The following is a 19,140-nucleotide window of genomic DNA, read 5'->3' as shown; positions in this document are numbered from 1 at the left end:
ACAATGCCGAAAATTCAGACAGAACAGCAAATCTAGGTTCTAAAGCAGAAAAATTTAGAATCCTAGAAGTTTACGGAAATAACTAGCGTATGATTGACTAACTGGTACTCTCTCACCATTATCCATCGAAAGTACAAAAGTAGAATGGGTATCAGGATAAATCGCTTTAATATGATTAACATTTACAATAAACGAACGGTGACATCTAATAAATGAATCTTTCGGAAGCAAGTATTCGAATTCTTGCAGAGAGTATTTATGTGTTCCTGATAACTCTTCTGAATTCACATACGTCTTTTTATCTTTAGCCTCTAAATACATAACCTTTGAAAAAGGAACCGGAATCCAGCCGTCTGTTGTTTTTAAAGTAACAACTGACTTTCCATCCGTTAAAGCTGGATAAATTGCCGTCACGCACCCTTCAAGCTTTCCATTGTTTGAAAATGGTACAGCCATTCCATGATAAGGAATACCAAAAACATCCCGATTAATAAACTCAGAGGTTTTTTGATTCATCACCATCGCTTTATGAGCAATCGTTCCTTCCTTTATAGGATCCCCGACACTAATCTTTAAATCAATTCGTTTACTTGGCCGATAGTAAATATATTCTTTCGTATTCGAAACAGCAATTGAAATTTCATCTGAAAATAGTTCCCCAACAACATCTAGTAATAAACCTAACGTTCTATCTTCCATTCTATTAACACCTCATTCACTATTATACTACTATTATGAACGAGCATCTGTTGCTTTATAAAAAGTTTAATTTTAAATTACTTTTAAAATTAGTTTTATTCACTATTACTTCGTTACTACAAAAAACCTCACTTCAGAAAAGTGAGGTTTCCTTTCATACAATATTTTTTTATTTTTTATTAAGTAAAGTGAATTTAAGAATTTATTGCCCCTATTTCTGTATAATAAATAATCCCAAACTACAAACAGTTTGGGATTATCTTTCTCATTTATTATGCGCATCTAACCACGAAATTAAATCTTTAAATACTTCATCCTTATTTACTTCATGAAACATTTCATGTCTACCATTTTCATATAAACGTAGTGTCACGTCTTTCACACCACATTTTTTATAGTTTTCATATACTTCTTTTACACCTTTCCCCATATCGCCAACAGGATCACGATCACCAGAGAATATATGTATTGGAAGATTCTTTGGCGTCTTCTTGTATTCTTCTAGTTTATTTACTTCTAATACACCAGAAAATAATTCTCGGTAAAAACTCGTCGTACAAATGAAACCACATAACGGATCCGCAATATATTTATCAACTTGATTATTATCTGAAGATAACCAATCAAATTTTGTACGATTTGGCTTAAAGTTCGAATTGAAGTTTCCGAAAGATAAAAAGTTTAACATTGGACTTTTCGTTTTTGCCCCACGCAATTTCATTTCGATTGTTGCTACTTTATGACCAATAGCTCCTAAAAGCCCTGGATTTCCACCTGTTCCTGAAATCAGAAATCCATCATATAATTCGCCTCTAAGTTGTACAGCACGTCTTGATAAAAAAGAACCCATACTATGTCCAAGTAAAAACAAAGGACTTGACTGCTCTTCTTTTATCTTTTCTGAAACAAAGATAACATCCGATACAACTTGATTCCACCCTATATTTGGTTCAAAATGACCATAATCTTCTTCTTTTTTTACTGTTTTCCCATGTCCTTTATGATCATGCGCATAAACACCATACCCTGCTTCCAATAAAGCATCTACAAATTCTGTATACACCCCTGCATGCTCTGTCATGCCATGTGCAATTTGAATAATTCCTCTCGGATCTCCTTCTGGTAACCACTTACGCAAATAAATTTCCGATCCATCCAATGCCGTAACGAAACTTTCCTGTACATTCATTTCGTCAGCCCCCAACTCTATTATGTATAGCTTTAAGAAAATGAATATCCATTCACTTTTCTTATTTTATATTATATGTAATTGCTTTCATTATGACAAATGATGTATTTTTCAGACTTGCTTTTAAACTAATTTCTTGACGAATTCAAAATAAAATTATATAGTTACTTACATAAAGTAACTATATAATTTTTAGGAGGTTCCTACTATTATGATGCCATCATTATTTTTAGCACATGGTTCGCCTATGCTCGCTATTCAAGATACAGACTATACACGATTTTTAAAAACACTTGGAGAAACATATAAACCGAAAGCAATTGTTATTTTCACTGCTCATTGGGAAAGTGAAGTATTAACGATTTCCTCATCAGATAACGAGTATGAAACAATTTATGATTTTGGAGGTTTTCCCCCTGAGTTATACGAAATCAAATATCGTGCGAAAGGCTCTTCTCATATTGCATCTATTTTAGAAACAAAATTTAAGAACAAAGGTATTTCAGTCCATCATAATATGACGAGAGGTTTAGATCATGGTTCATGGACACTCCTGCACCGCATGTATCCAGAAGCAAATATTCCTGTCGTGCAAATATCAGTCAATCCATTCCTTTCTGCAAAAGAACAATTTGAAATTGGAGAAGCACTTAAAGGACTCGGACAAGAAGATATTTTAGTAATCGGGAGTGGCGTTACCGTTCATAATTTACGAGCACTGAAATGGAATCAAACTACACCTGAAAAATGGGCAATTGAATTTGATGATTGGATTATTAAACATATGCAGAATAACGATAAAGATGCATTGTTTAATTGGGAGAAAAATGCTCCTCATGCACAATTAGCAGTACCAAGAGCAGAACATTTTGTTCCTTTATTTATCGCTATGGGAAGTGGTGAAAATAGCGGTGAAGTCATTCACCGTAGTTACGAGCTTGGTACATTAAGTTATCTTTGTCTTCGATTTTAAAGAAAAGGATGAAGCACATGCTGCTTCATCCTTTTTCTTTTTCATTCACTTAGTTAACTAACTTCCAAATGTCGTTTCTCTGATACCTCTTCGTTCTTATTATGAAAATAAACCCAAATACACGCAATAAATAATAGTGAAGATGTAGAGAGGAAAACATATTGGAAACCTGCATGCGCTGCAATTTGTCCCCCGAGCACTGGACCAATCATATTTCCTAAAAACTGAAATGATTGATTATATCCAAATATTCGTCCCGTAACATGGGTTGGTGTATGTTGTTTTAGTAGAGTTTGTACGGAAGGTAATAATCCTGCTTGTGCGATACCTAATAAAAATCGAAGAATTAATAGTTGCCAAGCTGACGTTACAAATGCTTGCGGGATAAAAATAATTCCTGCAGCAAATAACGCTACAACTAACGTTTTTTGAGGACCGATATGATCTGATAATCTTCCTAGTCTTGGTGCTGCCAAAATAACTGCTAATCCTGTCGCTGACATAACTGCACCCGCAATTGTTTCAATATGTGCAGTATGAGGACCTACTAAATTTTTCACGTACAATGTAACAATTGGTTGAACTGACATATTAGCAAGTTGAATAATAAATGTTGTTACAAATAAACTAATAATTAAATGCTTCGCTGGGACCATCGTCCATACTTTTTTCGGCTGTGTTTTTTTTGCTTGAGCAGAGTGATTTTCTTCATGCAGGAAGAAAAAAACGATGAGAAAGGAAAGGAATAAAAAAGCTCCCGTAACAAGAAAGACATGACGCATTCCAATTAACTCAGACAAATAACCGCCAAGTAACGGGCCAAGTAACGAACCGCTCACACCACCAGTTGAAATTGTGGAAATCGCCCAACCTGAATGTTCTTTCGGAGTTTCTGCTGCAATAAATGTCATCGCTGTTGAAAGGAAACCAGATACTGCTCCCATTAAAAATCTTAGTGCGACTAGTTGATACACATCCGTTACAAACCCCATAAGCGTCATAATAATCGCCATACCGAGGCTAGCACGAATAAGCATCAATTTCCGTCCATGTATATCACCAAGCTTTCCCCATATTGGCGATACGATCGCACCCATTAAAAATGTTACACCAAATGCAAGTCCCGACCACTGTGCAATGCTTGAAGTGCCAGTTACTCCTAATTCCTCAATATAAAAAGATAAGAAAGGAATTACTAAACTCATACCGGCTGCAGTGGTAAAACAACCTAGCCAACAAATCATTAAATTCCGTTTCCAGCTGGCCATTTTCACACCTTCTTTCTTTAGATACCCATTCTACACCCTTTCTTGTAAAAAGTTTAGTAATTTGCTTTATATGCAAGATTTACTACAAAACCCGCTATTTTCTAGTAAAAAACACTACATCTCTACATCATTTTCATAATAAAACCAACTCCTCTATATGAAGTTGGTTACTTATTATCTATCGGTATTAAACGAGCATTACAATTTCTCTCGTAAAACTCAATGGGACCTACTTGTCCAATAATCGCATATTCATATCCATCTTGCTTCATATTATATAAACAATGATGCAATAATTCTTTTCCTACACCTTTCACACGATTTTGTTTCGCTATGCCCATTGGACCAAACAAGCCTTTCTTTCCTCTCACTACATCGTAACAGGCGAAACCAACTATTACTTCCTCCTGCTGTGCAATATAGATAGGTAACTTTTCGTTATATGTCCGAAATCCATAATCAACCGACTGTAACCACCGTTCACCAAATTCATCCACTACAAATCGTGATAACTTATCAAAATCAGAAGGACTAACTCTTCTTACATGACAAAATAATGTATTATAAATAGATTTAAAACTATTTAAATCAACCGCTAAGTCTCTCGGTGCAGCTGTAATACGTAATATATCTTTTTGCATTTGTGTATGTATAAATCCACCAATATTTGTATCTACACGAAATAATGCATACATAACATGTCCTTCATTTACTACTACTTGCTGAAAGCGTTCCATACGTTTCTTCGCTATTTGTAAAATTTCTATCGCCTTATAAGATAGTTTATATTGCCCTATTTTTTTATACTCTTGATTATGTAAATCGAATTGTTTTCGTAACGAAAGTTTTTCTAAAAAATCTGGACCGACTTTGTGAAACAAATACATAAATAACTCAGCGCAAACTCCTGTACCTTCTTTACACATACCTATAAACAGATGGACTGGGTGAATTATGTTATACTCACTCTCTTTTGCTGCAATCTCCAATATTTTATGCACACGTTTTGTAAATTGAAATTCCTCCATATGTGTTTCCATCCTCTACTAATTTACTAACAAACCGTAACCATAAATAATTGAAACAATTACACCCACTACCAATATACCTGGAAGTAAATTTGCCACCTTGATTTTAATAATACTAAGCAAGTTCAATCCAATAGCAGATATCATAATGCCGCCCGTAGCCGTCATCTCCACTATAAATTGGTTCATTAATTCTTTCGGGACAAAACTATTAATTTGTGTTGCAAAAACTGCAATACCACCTTCATATAAAACAACTGGAATCGCCGAAAATACTACGCCAATTCCTAGAGTTGTCGTTAATATAATAGAAATAAATCCATCGATAATCGCCTTTGTAAATAAAATATCATGATTTCCGCGAATCCCACTGTCAAGTGCACCAAGTATCCCCATCGCGCCAATTGCAAAAATTAAAGTAGCTGTTACAAAACCTTCTGATATGCTACCTTTCCCTTTCGATCCAACTTTATTTTCTAGCCAATCCCCTAAATGTTTTAACTTTTCTTCTAATTGTAACCATTCTCCAATTACCGTACCAATCACTAAACTCAGTATGACAACAAGAAAGTTTTCACTTTTTAATGCCATTTGAAGCCCAAGCACAGTAACCGCTAAACCGATTGCGTGCATTATCGTCCCTTTCATACTTTCTGGAATCCTACTAAATAATTTACCAAGTAAAGTACCAAATATAATACAAATTCCATTTACAACTGCTCCTAATATAACCATTTCTCATTCTTCACCCTTCGAATTCTTTATTTCTATATTTTGGTTTATACATTGATTTACAGGTTATCTATATGTTAACTTAATATTGAGAATATTAACAAATGTTTTCCACTACATAACCCGCTATTTTTTGTAACTTTAATTACCTTTAATAGATTCAGTGTTAATTTAATTGCGGGATAATATTAAAAGGGAAGGTATATATGAAAACTTTACTAAAACGATTTTTGTTAATAGCCTTTTTCATTACACCGATTGTTTTATTAATCAATTACTCTTTTATTTCAAAAGCAAAAGACAAACCCGATTTGCAAAACAAATCTAGTAAAACCGCTTCAAAAAGCGAAAAGAAAATAGAAGACCAAGAAATCACACTCACCTTCTCTGGTGATACAATGTTTGATTGGCAATTACGTCCTATAATCGAAAAGAATGGGGCTGATTACCCATTCCAACATGTAAAAGAAGAAATAAAAAAAGCTGATATTTCTTTTGTGAATTTAGAGTCGGCATTTACAACGAAAGAAAAGAAAGCACCTGGGCAACTGTTTTGGATTAAAAGTGATCCATCTACACTACAAGCTATTAAAAACACTGGATATGACATCGTAAATATTGGGAATAACCACACACTTGATTATGGGCAAGATGGATTATTAGATACGATTTCTCACGTAGAAAAATTAAAGTTCCCTTACATTGGAGCCGGAAAAAATGCGAAAGATGCATATACAGCACGAGAAATGACCGTAAAAGGGAAAAAGTTTAAATTTCTTTCCTTCGTTCGATTTATGCCTGATTCTAATTGGGTAGCTGGTGAGAATAAACCTGGCGTTGCGAATGGCTATGATTTAAATCTTGTAACAAAAACAATTAAAGAACAAAAGAAAGATGCAGACTATTTAATCGTCTATATGCATTGGGGCGTTGAAAAATCAAATCGTCCGGTAGAATACCAAAAGCAATATGTACCTAAAATGGTTGAAGCAGGAGCTAACGCAATTGTCGGGAGCCATCCACATTGGTTACAAGGGTTTGAGTATTATAATAAAGTTCCTATCGCTTACTCATTAGGTAACTTTTTATTCCCGAGTTATGTGAATGGGAAAAGCGCTGAAACTGGCGTATTAACTTTAACTTTTAAAGGAAAGGATGTCCAAATGTCATTCAATCCTTATATCATTCGCAACAACCAAGTTTCCCCTGTAAATGAAGGAGAAAAGAAAAAAGCTCTTCAATATTTACAAACAATTTCAACTGATGTAGAAATTGATGATACAGGGAAAATAAAAAACAAACGAAACTAGACAGCTCAAGATCTATTTCTCTGTAATATACTTTACAGAATAGGTGATAAACATGCTGAAAGAGTTATTAGAAAATATAAACCTCTTAGAAAACATCTATAAAATGTCTATAGCAATCCTGCTTTTATGTTCCTTTTATTCTGTGAGACTATTTAAAAAAATAAAGCGAGAGAGAAATCTTACTCCTTTTGAATTTACAATGTATGTAATCATTCGTATTGCGATACTCTTTTGGTTAGCTAGCTTTATTCTTCTTGAATTTAATGAGTACCTAGTTTAACTATAAAAAAGATAGAACAAGCACTATATTCCCTCGCTTGTATCTATCTTTTTTATTTACATTCTAACTCTTTCCTTCTATTAAATAAGCAAATCAAACAAAACAGGGTTTTTATTAAGTTCCATAAATTGAATATTATTTTCTTTAAAGCGAGTAATTAATTGCTCATAATCTTCTTTATGTTTTAATTCTACGCCGACTAATGCTGGACCATTTTCTTTATTATGTTTCTTAATATACTCAAAGCGCGTAATGTCATCTTCTGGTCCTAATCCTTTATCAAGAAATTCTCTTAGCGCACCTGAACGCTGCGGAAATTCAATGATAAAGTAATGTTTCAGTCCTTCATAAATGAGCGAACGCTCTTTCATTTCTTGCATTCTATCAATATCATTATTTCCACCACTTAGCGTACATACAACTGTTTTACCTTTTATTTCATCTCTATATAAATCAAGCGCTGCAATAGAGAGTGCACCAGCCGGTTCAGCTACAATCGCATTTTTCTTATACAGTTCTAAAATCGTCGTACAAACTTTCCCCTCTGGTACTAAAATAATATCGTCAATTACATCTTTACAAGTTTCAAATGTTAACTTTCCTACTTTTTTAACAGCTGCCCCATCAACAAAGCTATCTATTTTCTCCAATGCTACATTTTCATTTTGAAGAAAAGCCTCTTTCATAGATGCAGCTCCCATTGGCTCTACACCAATAACCTTTGTAGTAGGACTAACACCTTTTACATATGTACCAACTCCTGATGCTAATCCACCACCACCGATTGCTGTAAAGATATAATCAACCGGTTTCTCCATATCATGCATAATTTCAACTGCCACTGTCCCTTGACCAGCAACTACATACGGATCATCAAACGGATGAACAAATGTCATTCTATTTTCTTCACAATAACACTGTGCTTCTTGGAAAGAGCTATCGAATGTATCACCAACTAATACAATCTCTGCGAAATCACCACCGAAAAATTGTACTTGTGATACTTTTTGTTTCGGTGTTGTTGTGGGCATAAATATTTTTGACGGAATCTTCAATAAATTACACGTATAAGCAACTCCTTGCGCATGATTACCAGCACTTGCACAAACAACACCGTTTTGTAACTTTTCTTTCGGTAAACTTTGAATCAAATTGTATGCACCACGAATTTTGAAAGAGCGAATTAATTGTAAGTCTTCTCGTTTTACATAAACGTCACAATCATATTTCTCAGATAAAACTGTATCACGTTGTAACGGTGTTTTAATAACGATATCTTTCATGCAATTATGGGCCATTAAGATGTCTTCAATTTTCACTCTCTCCTTTACCTTTTGCACCATTATATATCATCCTTATCTCTTTTAAATTGGCTCAATCAAAATGTGGGATTTTCAGAACAGCCCCTGTATTCGCCGATGTTACCATTTGTGCATAACGTCCAAGCCAGCCAGTTTTCACTTTTGGTTCTGGTCGTTTCCATTCTTTTTTACGCTTTTCTAATTCCTCATCACTCACCCTTACTTCTAGCAAGCGTTCTTCAACATCAATACATACAATATCCCCTTGTTCAAGAAGTGCAATCATCCCGCCCGCTGCTGCTTCTGGTGAAATATGTCCTACTGAAATTCCACGTGAAGCTCCAGAAAAACGTCCATCTGTTAATAATGCAACCTCAGCACCTAATCCCATTCCAGCAATTGCTGATGTTGGGGCTAACATTTCTGGCATACCAGGGCCACCTCTTGGTCCTTCATAACGAATGACAACTACATCTCCTTTTTTCACTTTCCCAAGCATAATGCCCGCAAGTGCCTCATCTTGTGAATTAAAAATAACGCAAGGCCCTTCAAAACGCTTTACCTCTGTTGCACCGCTTTTAATAACCGCTCCATCTTTAGCAAGATTTCCTTTTAATATACGTAAGCCCCCCTCTTCACTATGAGGGTTTTCGAGAGAGTGAATAACCTCCTTATCTTTAATCTCTGCCTCAGCGATATTTTCTCTTAATGTTTGCCCAGTAGCAGTTATTCGATCAAGATGAAGTACTCCTTCTTTCCGGCTCATCTCTTTCAAAATTGCACTAATCCCGCCCGCACGATCAATATCTTCCATATGCCAATTTGAGGCTGGACTTACTTTACATAAATGAGGTACACGTCTTGAAACTGCATCAATACGGTTCATATCATAATCTAGTCCTGCCTCTTGTGCGAGTGCTAGCGTATGTAATACTGTATTCGTTGATCCACCCATCGCCATATCAAGTGCAAAAGCATCGTCAATTGCTTCTTCTGTTACAATATCACGCGGCTTAATATCTCTTTCAATTAAAATTTTCAATTTCTCTGCTGCTTGTTTAATTAACTCTTCACGTCTTGGATCAATTGCTAAAATACTCCCGTTACCAGGAAGAGCTAAACCTAATACTTCACATAAACAATTCATAGAGTTCGCGGTAAACATACCCGAACAAGAGCCACAAGATGGACAGCCATGATCTTCAATATCTTTTAATTCTTCTTCTGAAATTTTCCCAGATTGATAAGCTCCTACCCCTTCAAAAACAGAGCTTAAATCAACAACTTCTCCTTTTGACGTTTTTCCAGCCGCCATCGGGCCGCCTGAAACAAACACAGTCGGAATATTAATACGTAGTGCAGCCATCATCATACCTGGTGTAATTTTGTCACAGTTTGGGATACAAATCATGCCGTCAAACCAGTGTGCATTTACAACCGTTTCTACTGAATCTGCAATAATTTCACGACTCGGAAGAGAATAACGCATACCGATATGTCCCATCGCAATACCATCGTCAACTCCAATTGTATTGAATTCGAATGGTACCATACCTGCCGCGCGAACTGCCTCTTTTACAAGTTTCCCAAACTCGTTCAAGTGTTTATGCCCTGGAATAATTTCAATAAAAGAATTACAAATCGCTATGAAAGGTTTATCAAAATCTTCATCTTTCAAACCAGTTGCTTTTAATAAACTACGGTGCGGTGCTTTATCAAAACCTTTTTTAATCATGTCACTTCTCATCTTGTCAAATCCCCTCTTACATATTTTTCATTTATACTCTCTTACTCTATTTCTTTACTAATTCTTTCGGTGCATGAATCCAGCTCATCATTTCACGAAGCTCTGCTCCCACTTTTTCTAATTGATGATTTTGTTCTGCTTTTTTCATTGCGTTATACGTCGGACGCCCTGCTTGATTTTCTAAAATCCATTTCTTCGCAAATTCACCTTGCTGAATTTCTGTCAGAACACGCTTCATTTCCTTCTTCGTTTCATCTGTAACAATTCTCGATCCTGTTACATAATCTCCAAACTCTGCCGTATCTGAAATAGAATGGCGCATAGTCGTTAATCCACCTTCGTACATTAAGTCGACAATTAGCTTTAATTCATGCAAACATTCAAAGTATGCAATTTCAGGACGATATCCACCTTCCGTTAACGTTTCGAACCCGGCCTTCACAAGTGCAGTTACCCCGCCGCAAAGTACAGCTTGCTCACCGAATAAATCCGTTTCGGTTTCTTCTTGGAATGTCGTTTCAATTACCCCCGCACGTGTACACCCTACACCTTTTGCATACGCCAGTGCTACATGTAGCGCTGTTCCCGTCGCATCTTGATGCACTGCGACTAATGCTGGAACACCATTTCCTTCTTGAAATACACGGCGAACGAGATGACCTGGACTTTTTGGCGCGACCATCGCTACATCTACGTAACTTGGCGGATTAATTTGTCCGAAGTGAATGTTAAATCCATGTGAGAAAAGTAACATTTGTCCTTCACGAAGATTCTCTTCTACCTCTGCTTTATACACATGAGCTTGCTGTTCATCTGGCAATAACATTTGTACAACTTGTGCGGTTCGAACCGCTTCTGAAACAGACATTACTTCAAATCCATCCGCTTTCGCTACTTCATACGACTTACCAGGACGAACACCAACTACAACCTCTACACCAGAATCACGTAAATTTTGTGCTTGCGCATGACCTTGTGATCCATAACCAACTACTGCAACAGTTTTTCCTTGTAATAACTCTACATTTGCATCTTTTTCATAATATGTTTTCATATTCCATACACTCCTTATAATTTATTTACTTGCAGAACATCAATTAATTTTTTCAACTGACTAACAAGTAATGTCGCTTCATTTTCAGTACAAACTGCTGTGAGTTTCATTTCAGAAACACCACTAGTATCTCTTTCTTTTAAATGTAAAGAAGAAATATAATAACCACGCCGAGCAAAAATCCCACTTATACGTAATAAGACGCTTGGCTCGTTATGAATAACGAGTGAAAAAGTATGATTCATTCTTCCCACCTCTTCATAATCATTTCGTTATTCCCTTTGTTTGGCGGAACCATCGGAAATACGTTTTCACCTTCTTCTACACAAAAATCAACTACGACAGGACCTTCATAAGCAAATGCTTCTAACATCACTTGTTTTGCCTCGGTTGAATTTGTTGCTCTTAATCCCTTTACTCCATAAGCTTCTGCTACTTTCACAAAATCTGGTGATCCAATTTTTGATTCTGATAAACGATTTTCATAAAACATTTCTTGCCATTGCCTTACCATCCCTAAAAATTTGTTATTTATGATAAATACTTTTACAGGGATGTTATTTTCAGCAATTGTTTGTAGTTCTTGAATGTTCATTTGAAAAGAAGCGTCACCTGCAATACAAATGACAAGTTCTTCTTTTTTAGCTAGCTGAGCACCAATTGCTGCTGGAAAACCAAACCCCATCGTTCCTAATCCTCCAGAGGTAAGGAACGTCCGAGGTTTTCTTGCTTTATAGAAGTGAGCAGCCCACATTTGATGCTGACCTACTTCTGTTGTGACAATCGCTTCACCATTCGTTAATTCACTTACTAAGTTGATCACATGCTGTGGTTTTAACTCAGATTCTTTTTGCTTATAAGAAAGTGGATATTCTTCTTTCCATGTCTTTACTTTCTGAAGCCATTCGTCTGTTTGTGTATAAATAGACATATGTAACAGCATGTGTAACGCTTTTTTTACATCACCAACAATCGGATGTTCTACAGTTACATTTTTATGAAACTCAGAAGAATCAATATCAATATGTACTTTTTTCGAGTTTGGAGAAAAAAGTTCTAATTTTCCTGTTACACGATCATCGAAGCGAACACCTAATGCAAGTAGTAAATCACATTCTGTTACCGCCATATTAGCAACGTATGTCCCATGCATACCAAGCATCCCTAGAAACAATGAATCATCCGGTGGATATGCACCAAGTCCCATTAAAGTTGAAACGACTGGAATACGGTTCTCCCTTGCGAATTCGAAGAGTTCATCGGATCCACCTGAATGAATGACACCTCCTCCAATATAAAGAAGTGGACGCTTAGATTTTGAAATTGCTTTAGCCACCTCTCTAAGTTTCATGCTGTCTGGTACAAATTCTGGTTTGTACCCCGGAATATCAACTTCTTCATTAAAGAAACTGGTGACTTTTGCATTTTGAACATCTTTTGGAATATCAATTAATACTGGTCCCGGGCGCCCGCTTTTGGCGATGTAAAAAGCTTCTTGCACAATTCGTGATACATGATTCACATCACGAACCTGGTAATTATGCTTCGTAACAGGTACTGTAATTCCGACAACATCCGCTTCTTGAAATCCATCTTTACCAATTAAAGGCGTTGCAACTTGCCCGGTAATGACAACTAAAGGAATCGAATCCATATAAGCGTCTGCTAAGCCCGTAACTAAATTTGTCGCCCCTGGGCCAGAGGTAGCAAAGACTACCCCGACCTTTCCAGAAGCTCTCGCATATCCTTCAGCCGCATGAATGGCAGCTTGCTCATGACGAGTTAAAACATGTTTCAAACCACTTTCGTATAACGCATCGTATACTGGTAAAATCGCTCCGCCTGGATAGCCGAAAACGGTCGTTACACCCAATTTCTTCAAACATTGAATCACGTGCCCAGCGCCTGTCATTTCTTCATACTGTAACTTCTCATACGCTGTATACTGCTGCTTCATTTCCATTAACTCCTCTCCTTATTTATGCTAAGCTTTCCGTCAGCCCGGGAATACGTACTCCTCTTTCTCTCGTTAATTTTTTAAATTCTTCGGTCAATTGTTTCGTTACACTTCCTGGTTTCCCATCTCCAATTTCTCTGGAATCAACTTTTACAACTGGAATTAACTCCGCTGCTGTTCCTGTTAAAAATACTTCATCCGCTACATATACATCATGGCGAGTGAACGGTCTTTCCTCACACGGAATACTCAGTCGCTCACATAGCTCGATAACACTATTTCTCGTAATACCTTCTAATGCTCCTAAATAGGATGGCGGGGTTAATACTTTTCCATCTTTCACAACGAAAACATTATCACCAGAACCTTCACAAACATATCCTTGTTGATTTAACATAAGAGCCTCTAACACTCCTGCTTGTGCTGCTTCAATTTTTACAAGTACGTTATTTAAATAATTCATTGACTTAATACGTGGATCTAACGCATCTGGCGTATTACGTCTTGATGCAACAGATACAACGCTTAGCCCATTATCATAAAATTCTTGTGGGAATAACTTTAATTGTTCTGCAATGATAATTACGCTCGGCTTCACACAACTTCTCGGATCGAGCCCTAAGTCACCTTTTCCTCTTGAGACAATTAAGCGAATGTAAGCATCAGTATATTCGTTTTTTTGGAGTGTATGTAAAACTGCTTCTTCCATTTCTTCTACCGTCATTGGAATTGTTAGTAAAATAGATTTCGCTGATTCATACAATCGTTTCACATGTTCTTTTAAACAAAATACATTTCCTCCGTAACTACGAATCCCTTCAAATACACCGTCTCCGTATAAAAAACCGTGATCATATACTGAAACAACTGCCTTTTCTTTTTCTACAAATTCCCCATTCATGTAAATGTACTGGTTTCCCATCTCACATCGCTCCTCTTTTTTTCTCTATTTTTTGCAATCTATTTCTACATCGATTGCTGAGATGAGTATTCTTAACAGAATATTCAGTATATAAACCTTAAAAATATACTCGTCTCAACAATCGATTACTTACATACTTGTAGCAATCCATTGCTGAGACGAGGGAATCGTGGTACCACTCAGCTTCCTTATACTTCTCACGAAATATAAGCTCTGCAAGTCCAATTAGACTTTTGTTTTTCTATCGGGAACAACCCCGCTACTTTTTACTAGTTTTCAAAAGTAGTGCTCCAAGGTGATTTTCAATGAGTGAATTGTTACCACCCTCACAGCCTCGGGGCAGCTCTCTGAAACAATCTTTATCATTTACTCTCCTCTTCTACGCATTCTCTTCTTCTATTTTTAAAAATAAAAACTCTCGCCTCAGCAATCAACTACTACAATTTAGTAGCTTTGATTGCTGAGGCGAGAGTTTCGCGTTACCACTCAGCTTCCTTATACTTCTCACGAAATATAAGCTTTGTAGGTCCAATCAGACCTCCGTCCTTTTACCGGAGACGATGCCGCCGCCCTCTACTCAGTTTCCCTTTCGCAAGCGATGCTCCGAGGTGATCTTCAATGATTCGATTGTTACTACCCTCACAGCCTTGGAGTAGCTCTCTGAAACGATCATAATCATCTACTTTCCTCTTCTTTGCATATACAACATATAAAGTTAGAAAATTCTTAATTAACTTTTATTTGTTACACGTATTATAGGACGTTGTTCTTTTCGTTGTCAATATGTTTTTTTCAAAAAAATCAAAATTCATTCTATTTATTTTTTCTCAAATCAAAATTGGAATGCATTACTTACATACACTCATATATTACTTAAGTATGTTTGCATTACTACATAAAGAAAAACTTATAAAGTTTATGAGGAGATGAGGAAACTATGTTAAAAGGGAAAGTAGCGTTAGTTACAGGAGCAAGCCGAGGAATTGGACGAGCGATCGCTAAACGTTTAGCAAATGACGGTGCATTGGTTGCTGTTCATTACGGTAGTCGAAAAAATGACGCTGAAGAAACTGTTCATGAAATTCGATCAGATGGTGGCCAAGCTTTTTCTATCGGCGCAAATCTAGAATCCTTACACGGTGTAGAAAACCTTTATAACGCTTTAGATACTGAATTACAAAAGCGCACTGGTGAAACACAATTTGATATTTTAATAAACAATGCTGGCATTGGTCCTGGTGCTTTTATTGAAGAAACGACTGAACAGTTTTTTGATAGAATGGTTTCAGTAAATGCAAAAGCTCCATTCTTTATCATTCAACTAGCACTACCACGTTTACGTGACAATAGCCGAATTATTAATATTTCATCCGCTGCCACCCGCATTTCTTTACCTGATTTTGTTGCATATAGTATGACGAAAGGCGCTATTAATACAATGACTTTTACGCTAGCAAAACAGCTTGGAGCACGAGGAATAACGGTGAATGCAATACTTCCAGGATTTATTAAAACAGATATGAATGCAGAACTCTTGAGCGACCCGATGATGAAGCAGTACGCTACTACTATTTCCGCTTTCAATCGCTTAGGTGAAGTAGAAGACATTGCCGATACTGCTGCATTCCTTGCTTCTCCAGACAGCCGCTGGGTTACTGGACAATTAATTGATGTGAGCGGAGGATCTTGTTTGTAAAAAACATATATTTTCAAATCTTTTTTATTGCGCAATAAAACAATTTATATAATACTATATAAAACATATACATTTAGGAGGATTACAGCAATGTCCGAAAAAACATACGAACTCGCAACCTTCGCAGGCGGTTGCTTTTGGTGCATGGTAAAACCATTTGATGAACTTCCTGGTATTCATAAAGTACTTTCTGGCTATGCAGGAGGTCATGTAGAAAACCCAACATATGAACAAGTAAAAGCTGGAACATCTGGACATTTAGAAGTTGTTCAAATTACATTCGATCCTTCTATTTTTCCTTATCAGAAATTACTAGACTTATATTGGCCACAAATCGATCCAACTGATGATGGCGGACAATTTTTTGACCGTGGTCCATCTTATCGTACCGCTATTTTTTATCATAACGAAACACAAAAAGGGCTTGCTGAAAAATCAAAACAAGCTCTTGCAGAAAGCGGTATGTTTAAAGATCCAATCGTGACTGAAATTCGTCCTGCTGCACCTTTTTACGAAGCAGAGGAATACCACCAACATTTCTATAAAAAGAATCCAGAGAAATATGCTACTGAGCAAAAAGAATCTGGGCGTGAAGACTTTATAAAAGAAAATTGGCAAAAAAAATAATAAAAACGCATCGTGCTTTTTTAGTACGTTGCGTTTTTATTTTTGATAAAAGTACCATACAATTAACAGAACAATTGCTGTTAGTGACCAAAGTACTATCTCGTTTTTCACTCTATTCTTTTTCTTAGTCATTTCATTCCCTCCTAATAACTATTAAACATATTCAATTTTTTCTTTGTTTAATTGTCCATCTTATATACGTGAATACATCCTTACAAATTCTAATAGCAAGACCACCAATAATTCCGATTGCAATGGAAATTACTAGCATCTGTCCAAAACTAAAAGAATTTGTGTACATTATGTAGAGAACGATACATATAAGTAAAACATCCGGTAAAGAAAGTAAAAACCTTTTAAGCATTCCTTTATCTCCTCTATACTTTTTAATTTATATCTTCTACTGTAATTTTGAAATAAAATTTGTTCAAAAATTTCATTTACACCCTCATTTTATGAAAAATAATAAGAATCCCTTTTCAAAAGAGATTCTTATTCAGCAGATTTAAGTTTAATTATTTTCTACATATCCTATTCCATAATTACTCCTAAAATAGAATAATATTACTAATGATTTATTGTAAATTGACTATTTGCCAGGTAACCGAATGTCGCGCCAGCTAACTACATCGCATTGGCCAAATTCATTATTACCTACCGCGATCACCGTGCCGTCTGATTTTAGTCCGACTGTATGTGCACAACCAGCCGCTATCGCTACAATATCTCTCCAATCACTTACGTTACATTGACCATACTCATTCCAACCCACTGCCACCACGGTACCGTTTGATTTAAGTCCGATTGTATGATTCGTACCAGCCGCTATTGCTACAATATCTCGCCAGCCACTTACATCACACTGGTTATGTTTATCATTCCCCACTGCTGTCACCGTACCGTCTCGTTTAAGACCAACAGTATGAAGATACCCAGCCTTGACCGCTACAATACCTCGCCAGCTACTTACATTGCATTGACCATATCGATTATTCCCCACAGTCGTCAATGTGCCGTCCAATTTAAGACCGACTGTATGCCAGTCACCCGCTGTGACTGCCACAATACCTTGCCAACTGCTTACATTGCATTCTCCTTCTTTATTTCGGCCCACCGCTACTACCGTGCCATCCGATTTCAGGCCAATAGTACGACGCCACCCTGCCGCAACCGCTACAATATTATGCCAATCGTTTACATCACATTGTTCATGCTTATTCCAACCCAGTGCTACCGCAGTACTGTCACATGTAAGACCGATTGTATGAGCATTACCCGTGTTCGTTGCCATATGAACATTGCCCACTGCGACTGCTTCAATATCTCGCCAGCCACTTACATTACATTCCCCTTCTTTATTCCGGCCCACCGCTACTACCGTGCCATCCGATTTCAGGCCAACTGTATGACAACGCCCCGCCGCTATCATATCTTTGGGCCATCGCTTCACTTTTTCTTTCGATAAAAGGTAATCCATGTTTTACCTCCTTGCATATAAGCAACTGTATCATAATAGATATTTTTATCAAATTTCATTATAAATCTACATTTACAAAGAAAGCTTATTTTACTTCTTCAAAAAATAAAAACCTCCAGTTTAAATACTAGAGGTTTTCTCGTTATTTCTTCAATCGCTCAATAAAATCATGTAATTTATCAAGTGACTTCATATTCTGATTGCAAGCTACACCATCTTTGCAAATGTAGTTTCCCTTTTTAACAAAAGTTCCTGGTACATCGCCTTTAATTTCAACTAAAAACATTCCTACTTCTTCATGTCCATGACATAACGAACAAATGCTTTTTTTATTTAAACTTTGGAACGTTCCTTGCAGACCAACAAATTTATTTTTATCATTTTTCGCTATAATAAATTTCCTGCTTGACCCCTTATCAATCCAGCTTAAATAAGATATTTCTTTCATATCCATTTCTTCCATATCAGGAAGTTTTAACTTTTTCGCTTTAGGAAATAATTTTTTTAATGTTTGTGCTGTAACTTCTTGAAACGGAATTACATACGGATTTATTTTCATTAAAAATGATTCTGCATCTTCTCTATTTTGAACTGTTAATACCGTATCAATTAACTCTTTCTGTTCATCCGTTAAATTCTCAAATACATGTATTATCTTTTCAATCGCAAGCGATTTTAACGCTTGAATTACACCTCTATCATTTGCCGTTGCATGCCCGTTTGCTAAAATATAAGCTTGTGATTTTATAAAATTATATTGATCACTTCTAATAAACGCTTCCATCTTTATCACTCCATACAAATTGTTGATCTAGTTTTATTGTATACAATGATTACGTTTTTTGATATGTAAAAGATAACTTAGAAACAAACATTACAT

General features: G+C 36.2%; 19 protein-coding genes and 1 other annotated feature. Of the genes, 5 read left to right on the top strand and 14 right to left on the bottom strand.

Annotated elements, in window-relative coordinates; translation table 11 throughout:
- Positions 1-54: 54 nt before the first annotated feature.
- Positions 55-699, bottom strand: a complete 645-nt coding sequence (locus ACTFN4_RS09950) for a LytTR family DNA-binding domain-containing protein (protein ID WP_000390209.1) — start codon at positions 697-699, stop codon at positions 55-57.
- A 265-nt stretch (positions 700-964) separates the two neighbouring features.
- Complete coding sequence (locus ACTFN4_RS09945) at positions 965-1,888, bottom strand: alpha/beta hydrolase (RefSeq protein ID WP_001102581.1); 924 nt, start codon at positions 1,886-1,888, stop codon at positions 965-967.
- 211 nt (positions 1,889-2,099) lie between these two features.
- Between ACTFN4_RS09945 and ACTFN4_RS09940 the strand changes: the two genes are divergently transcribed.
- A complete protein-coding gene (locus ACTFN4_RS09940; protein ID WP_000982899.1) occupies positions 2,100-2,861 on the top strand; it encodes a DODA-type extradiol aromatic ring-opening family dioxygenase in 762 nt (253 codons plus the stop codon).
- A gap of 53 nt (positions 2,862-2,914) precedes the next feature.
- On the opposite strand, the gene ACTFN4_RS09935 is transcribed toward ACTFN4_RS09940, so the two are convergent.
- From ACTFN4_RS09935 to ACTFN4_RS09925, 3 genes are all read right to left on the bottom strand, one after another.
- Positions 2,915-4,129, bottom strand: coding sequence for a multidrug efflux MFS transporter (locus ACTFN4_RS09935; protein ID WP_000179303.1), 1,215 nt, complete (start codon positions 4,127-4,129; stop codon positions 2,915-2,917).
- Between the two features lie 167 nt (positions 4,130-4,296).
- Complete coding sequence (locus ACTFN4_RS09930) at positions 4,297-5,157, bottom strand: GNAT family N-acetyltransferase (RefSeq protein ID WP_439962252.1); 861 nt, start codon at positions 5,155-5,157, stop codon at positions 4,297-4,299.
- Positions 5,158-5,175: 18 nt separating this feature from the next.
- Entirely contained in the window at positions 5,176-5,892 is a 717-nt protein-coding gene (locus tag ACTFN4_RS09925) for a DUF554 domain-containing protein (RefSeq protein WP_000236030.1), read from the bottom strand.
- Positions 5,893-6,095: 203 nt separating this feature from the next.
- Between ACTFN4_RS09925 and ACTFN4_RS09920 the strand changes: the two genes are divergently transcribed.
- Entirely contained in the window at positions 6,096-7,199 is a 1,104-nt protein-coding gene (locus ACTFN4_RS09920; RefSeq protein WP_000854536.1) for a CapA family protein, read from the top strand.
- Between the two features lie 52 nt (positions 7,200-7,251).
- Positions 7,252-7,479: a hypothetical protein gene (locus ACTFN4_RS09915; protein ID WP_000910604.1), complete on the top strand. Its 228-nt coding sequence runs from the start codon at positions 7,252-7,254 to the stop codon at positions 7,477-7,479.
- A gap of 80 nt (positions 7,480-7,559) precedes the next feature.
- Here the strand turns inward: ACTFN4_RS09915 and ilvA are convergent, their stop codons facing one another.
- Genes ilvA through ilvE form a run of 6 tightly spaced genes read right to left on the bottom strand, consistent with a single transcriptional unit; the run spans position 7,560 to position 14,460 of the window.
- The gene (gene ilvA / locus ACTFN4_RS09910; protein WP_000250327.1) at positions 7,560-8,822 is read right to left on the bottom strand and encodes a threonine ammonia-lyase IlvA; all 1,263 of its coding nucleotides are present in this window, start codon (positions 8,820-8,822) and stop codon (positions 7,560-7,562) included.
- Between the two features lie 31 nt (positions 8,823-8,853).
- Positions 8,854-10,527, bottom strand: coding sequence for a dihydroxy-acid dehydratase (gene ilvD / locus ACTFN4_RS09905; protein WP_001255814.1), 1,674 nt, complete (start codon positions 10,525-10,527; stop codon positions 8,854-8,856).
- Between the two features lie 46 nt (positions 10,528-10,573).
- Positions 10,574-11,581, bottom strand: a complete 1,008-nt coding sequence (ilvC, locus tag ACTFN4_RS09900) for a ketol-acid reductoisomerase (protein WP_000861143.1) — start codon at positions 11,579-11,581, stop codon at positions 10,574-10,576.
- A gap of 14 nt (positions 11,582-11,595) precedes the next feature.
- Entirely contained in the window at positions 11,596-11,826 is a 231-nt protein-coding gene (locus tag ACTFN4_RS09895; protein ID WP_439962251.1) for an ACT domain-containing protein, read from the bottom strand.
- Positions 11,823-13,538: an acetolactate synthase large subunit gene (gene ilvB / locus ACTFN4_RS09890; RefSeq protein WP_439962314.1), complete on the bottom strand. Its 1,716-nt coding sequence runs from the start codon at positions 13,536-13,538 to the stop codon at positions 11,823-11,825. The genes ACTFN4_RS09895 and ilvB overlap by 4 nt, the downstream gene beginning before the upstream one ends.
- Positions 13,539-13,560: 22 nt before the next feature.
- Positions 13,561-14,460 (bottom strand): branched-chain-amino-acid transaminase, encoded by a 900-nt coding sequence (gene ilvE / locus ACTFN4_RS09885; protein ID WP_439962250.1) that lies wholly within the window; start codon positions 14,458-14,460, stop codon positions 13,561-13,563.
- 151 nt (positions 14,461-14,611) lie between these two features.
- Positions 14,612-14,851, bottom strand: a binding site (T-box leader).
- 546 nt (positions 14,852-15,397) lie between these two features.
- Here ilvE and ACTFN4_RS09880 point away from each other — a divergent pair.
- Positions 15,398-16,156 carry an SDR family oxidoreductase gene (locus ACTFN4_RS09880; RefSeq protein WP_000911824.1) on the top strand — a complete coding sequence of 253 codons (759 nt, stop codon included), beginning with the start codon at positions 15,398-15,400 and terminating at the stop codon, positions 16,154-16,156.
- 90 nt (positions 16,157-16,246) lie between these two features.
- On the top strand, positions 16,247-16,783 hold the full coding sequence (msrA, locus tag ACTFN4_RS09875) for a peptide-methionine (S)-S-oxide reductase MsrA (RefSeq protein WP_001291883.1): 537 nt from the start codon (positions 16,247-16,249) through the stop codon (positions 16,781-16,783).
- A 163-nt stretch (positions 16,784-16,946) separates the two neighbouring features.
- Here msrA and ACTFN4_RS09870 read toward each other — a convergent pair whose 3' ends face one another.
- The 3 genes from ACTFN4_RS09870 to ACTFN4_RS09860 form a co-directional block, all read right to left on the bottom strand.
- Positions 16,947-17,147 carry a hypothetical protein gene (locus ACTFN4_RS09870; protein WP_000919314.1) on the bottom strand — a complete coding sequence of 67 codons (201 nt, stop codon included), beginning with the start codon at positions 17,145-17,147 and terminating at the stop codon, positions 16,947-16,949.
- 225 nt (positions 17,148-17,372) lie between these two features.
- Positions 17,373-18,260 (bottom strand): RCC1 domain-containing protein, encoded by an 888-nt coding sequence (locus ACTFN4_RS09865; RefSeq protein WP_089607366.1) that lies wholly within the window; start codon positions 18,258-18,260, stop codon positions 17,373-17,375.
- A gap of 142 nt (positions 18,261-18,402) precedes the next feature.
- Positions 18,403-19,044: a FusB/FusC family EF-G-binding protein gene (locus ACTFN4_RS09860; protein ID WP_000387072.1), complete on the bottom strand. Its 642-nt coding sequence runs from the start codon at positions 19,042-19,044 to the stop codon at positions 18,403-18,405.
- Positions 19,045-19,140 lie beyond the last annotated feature (96 nt).

Source organism: Bacillus cereus group sp. MYBK95-2 (genome assembly GCF_051915225.1).
In the GTDB taxonomy this organism is placed as follows: Bacteria; Bacillota; Bacilli; order Bacillales; family Bacillaceae_G; genus Bacillus_A; species Bacillus_A cereus.
Note: the sequence above shows the minus strand (reverse complement) of the source record. Positions and strands in the feature narration are given on the sequence as shown.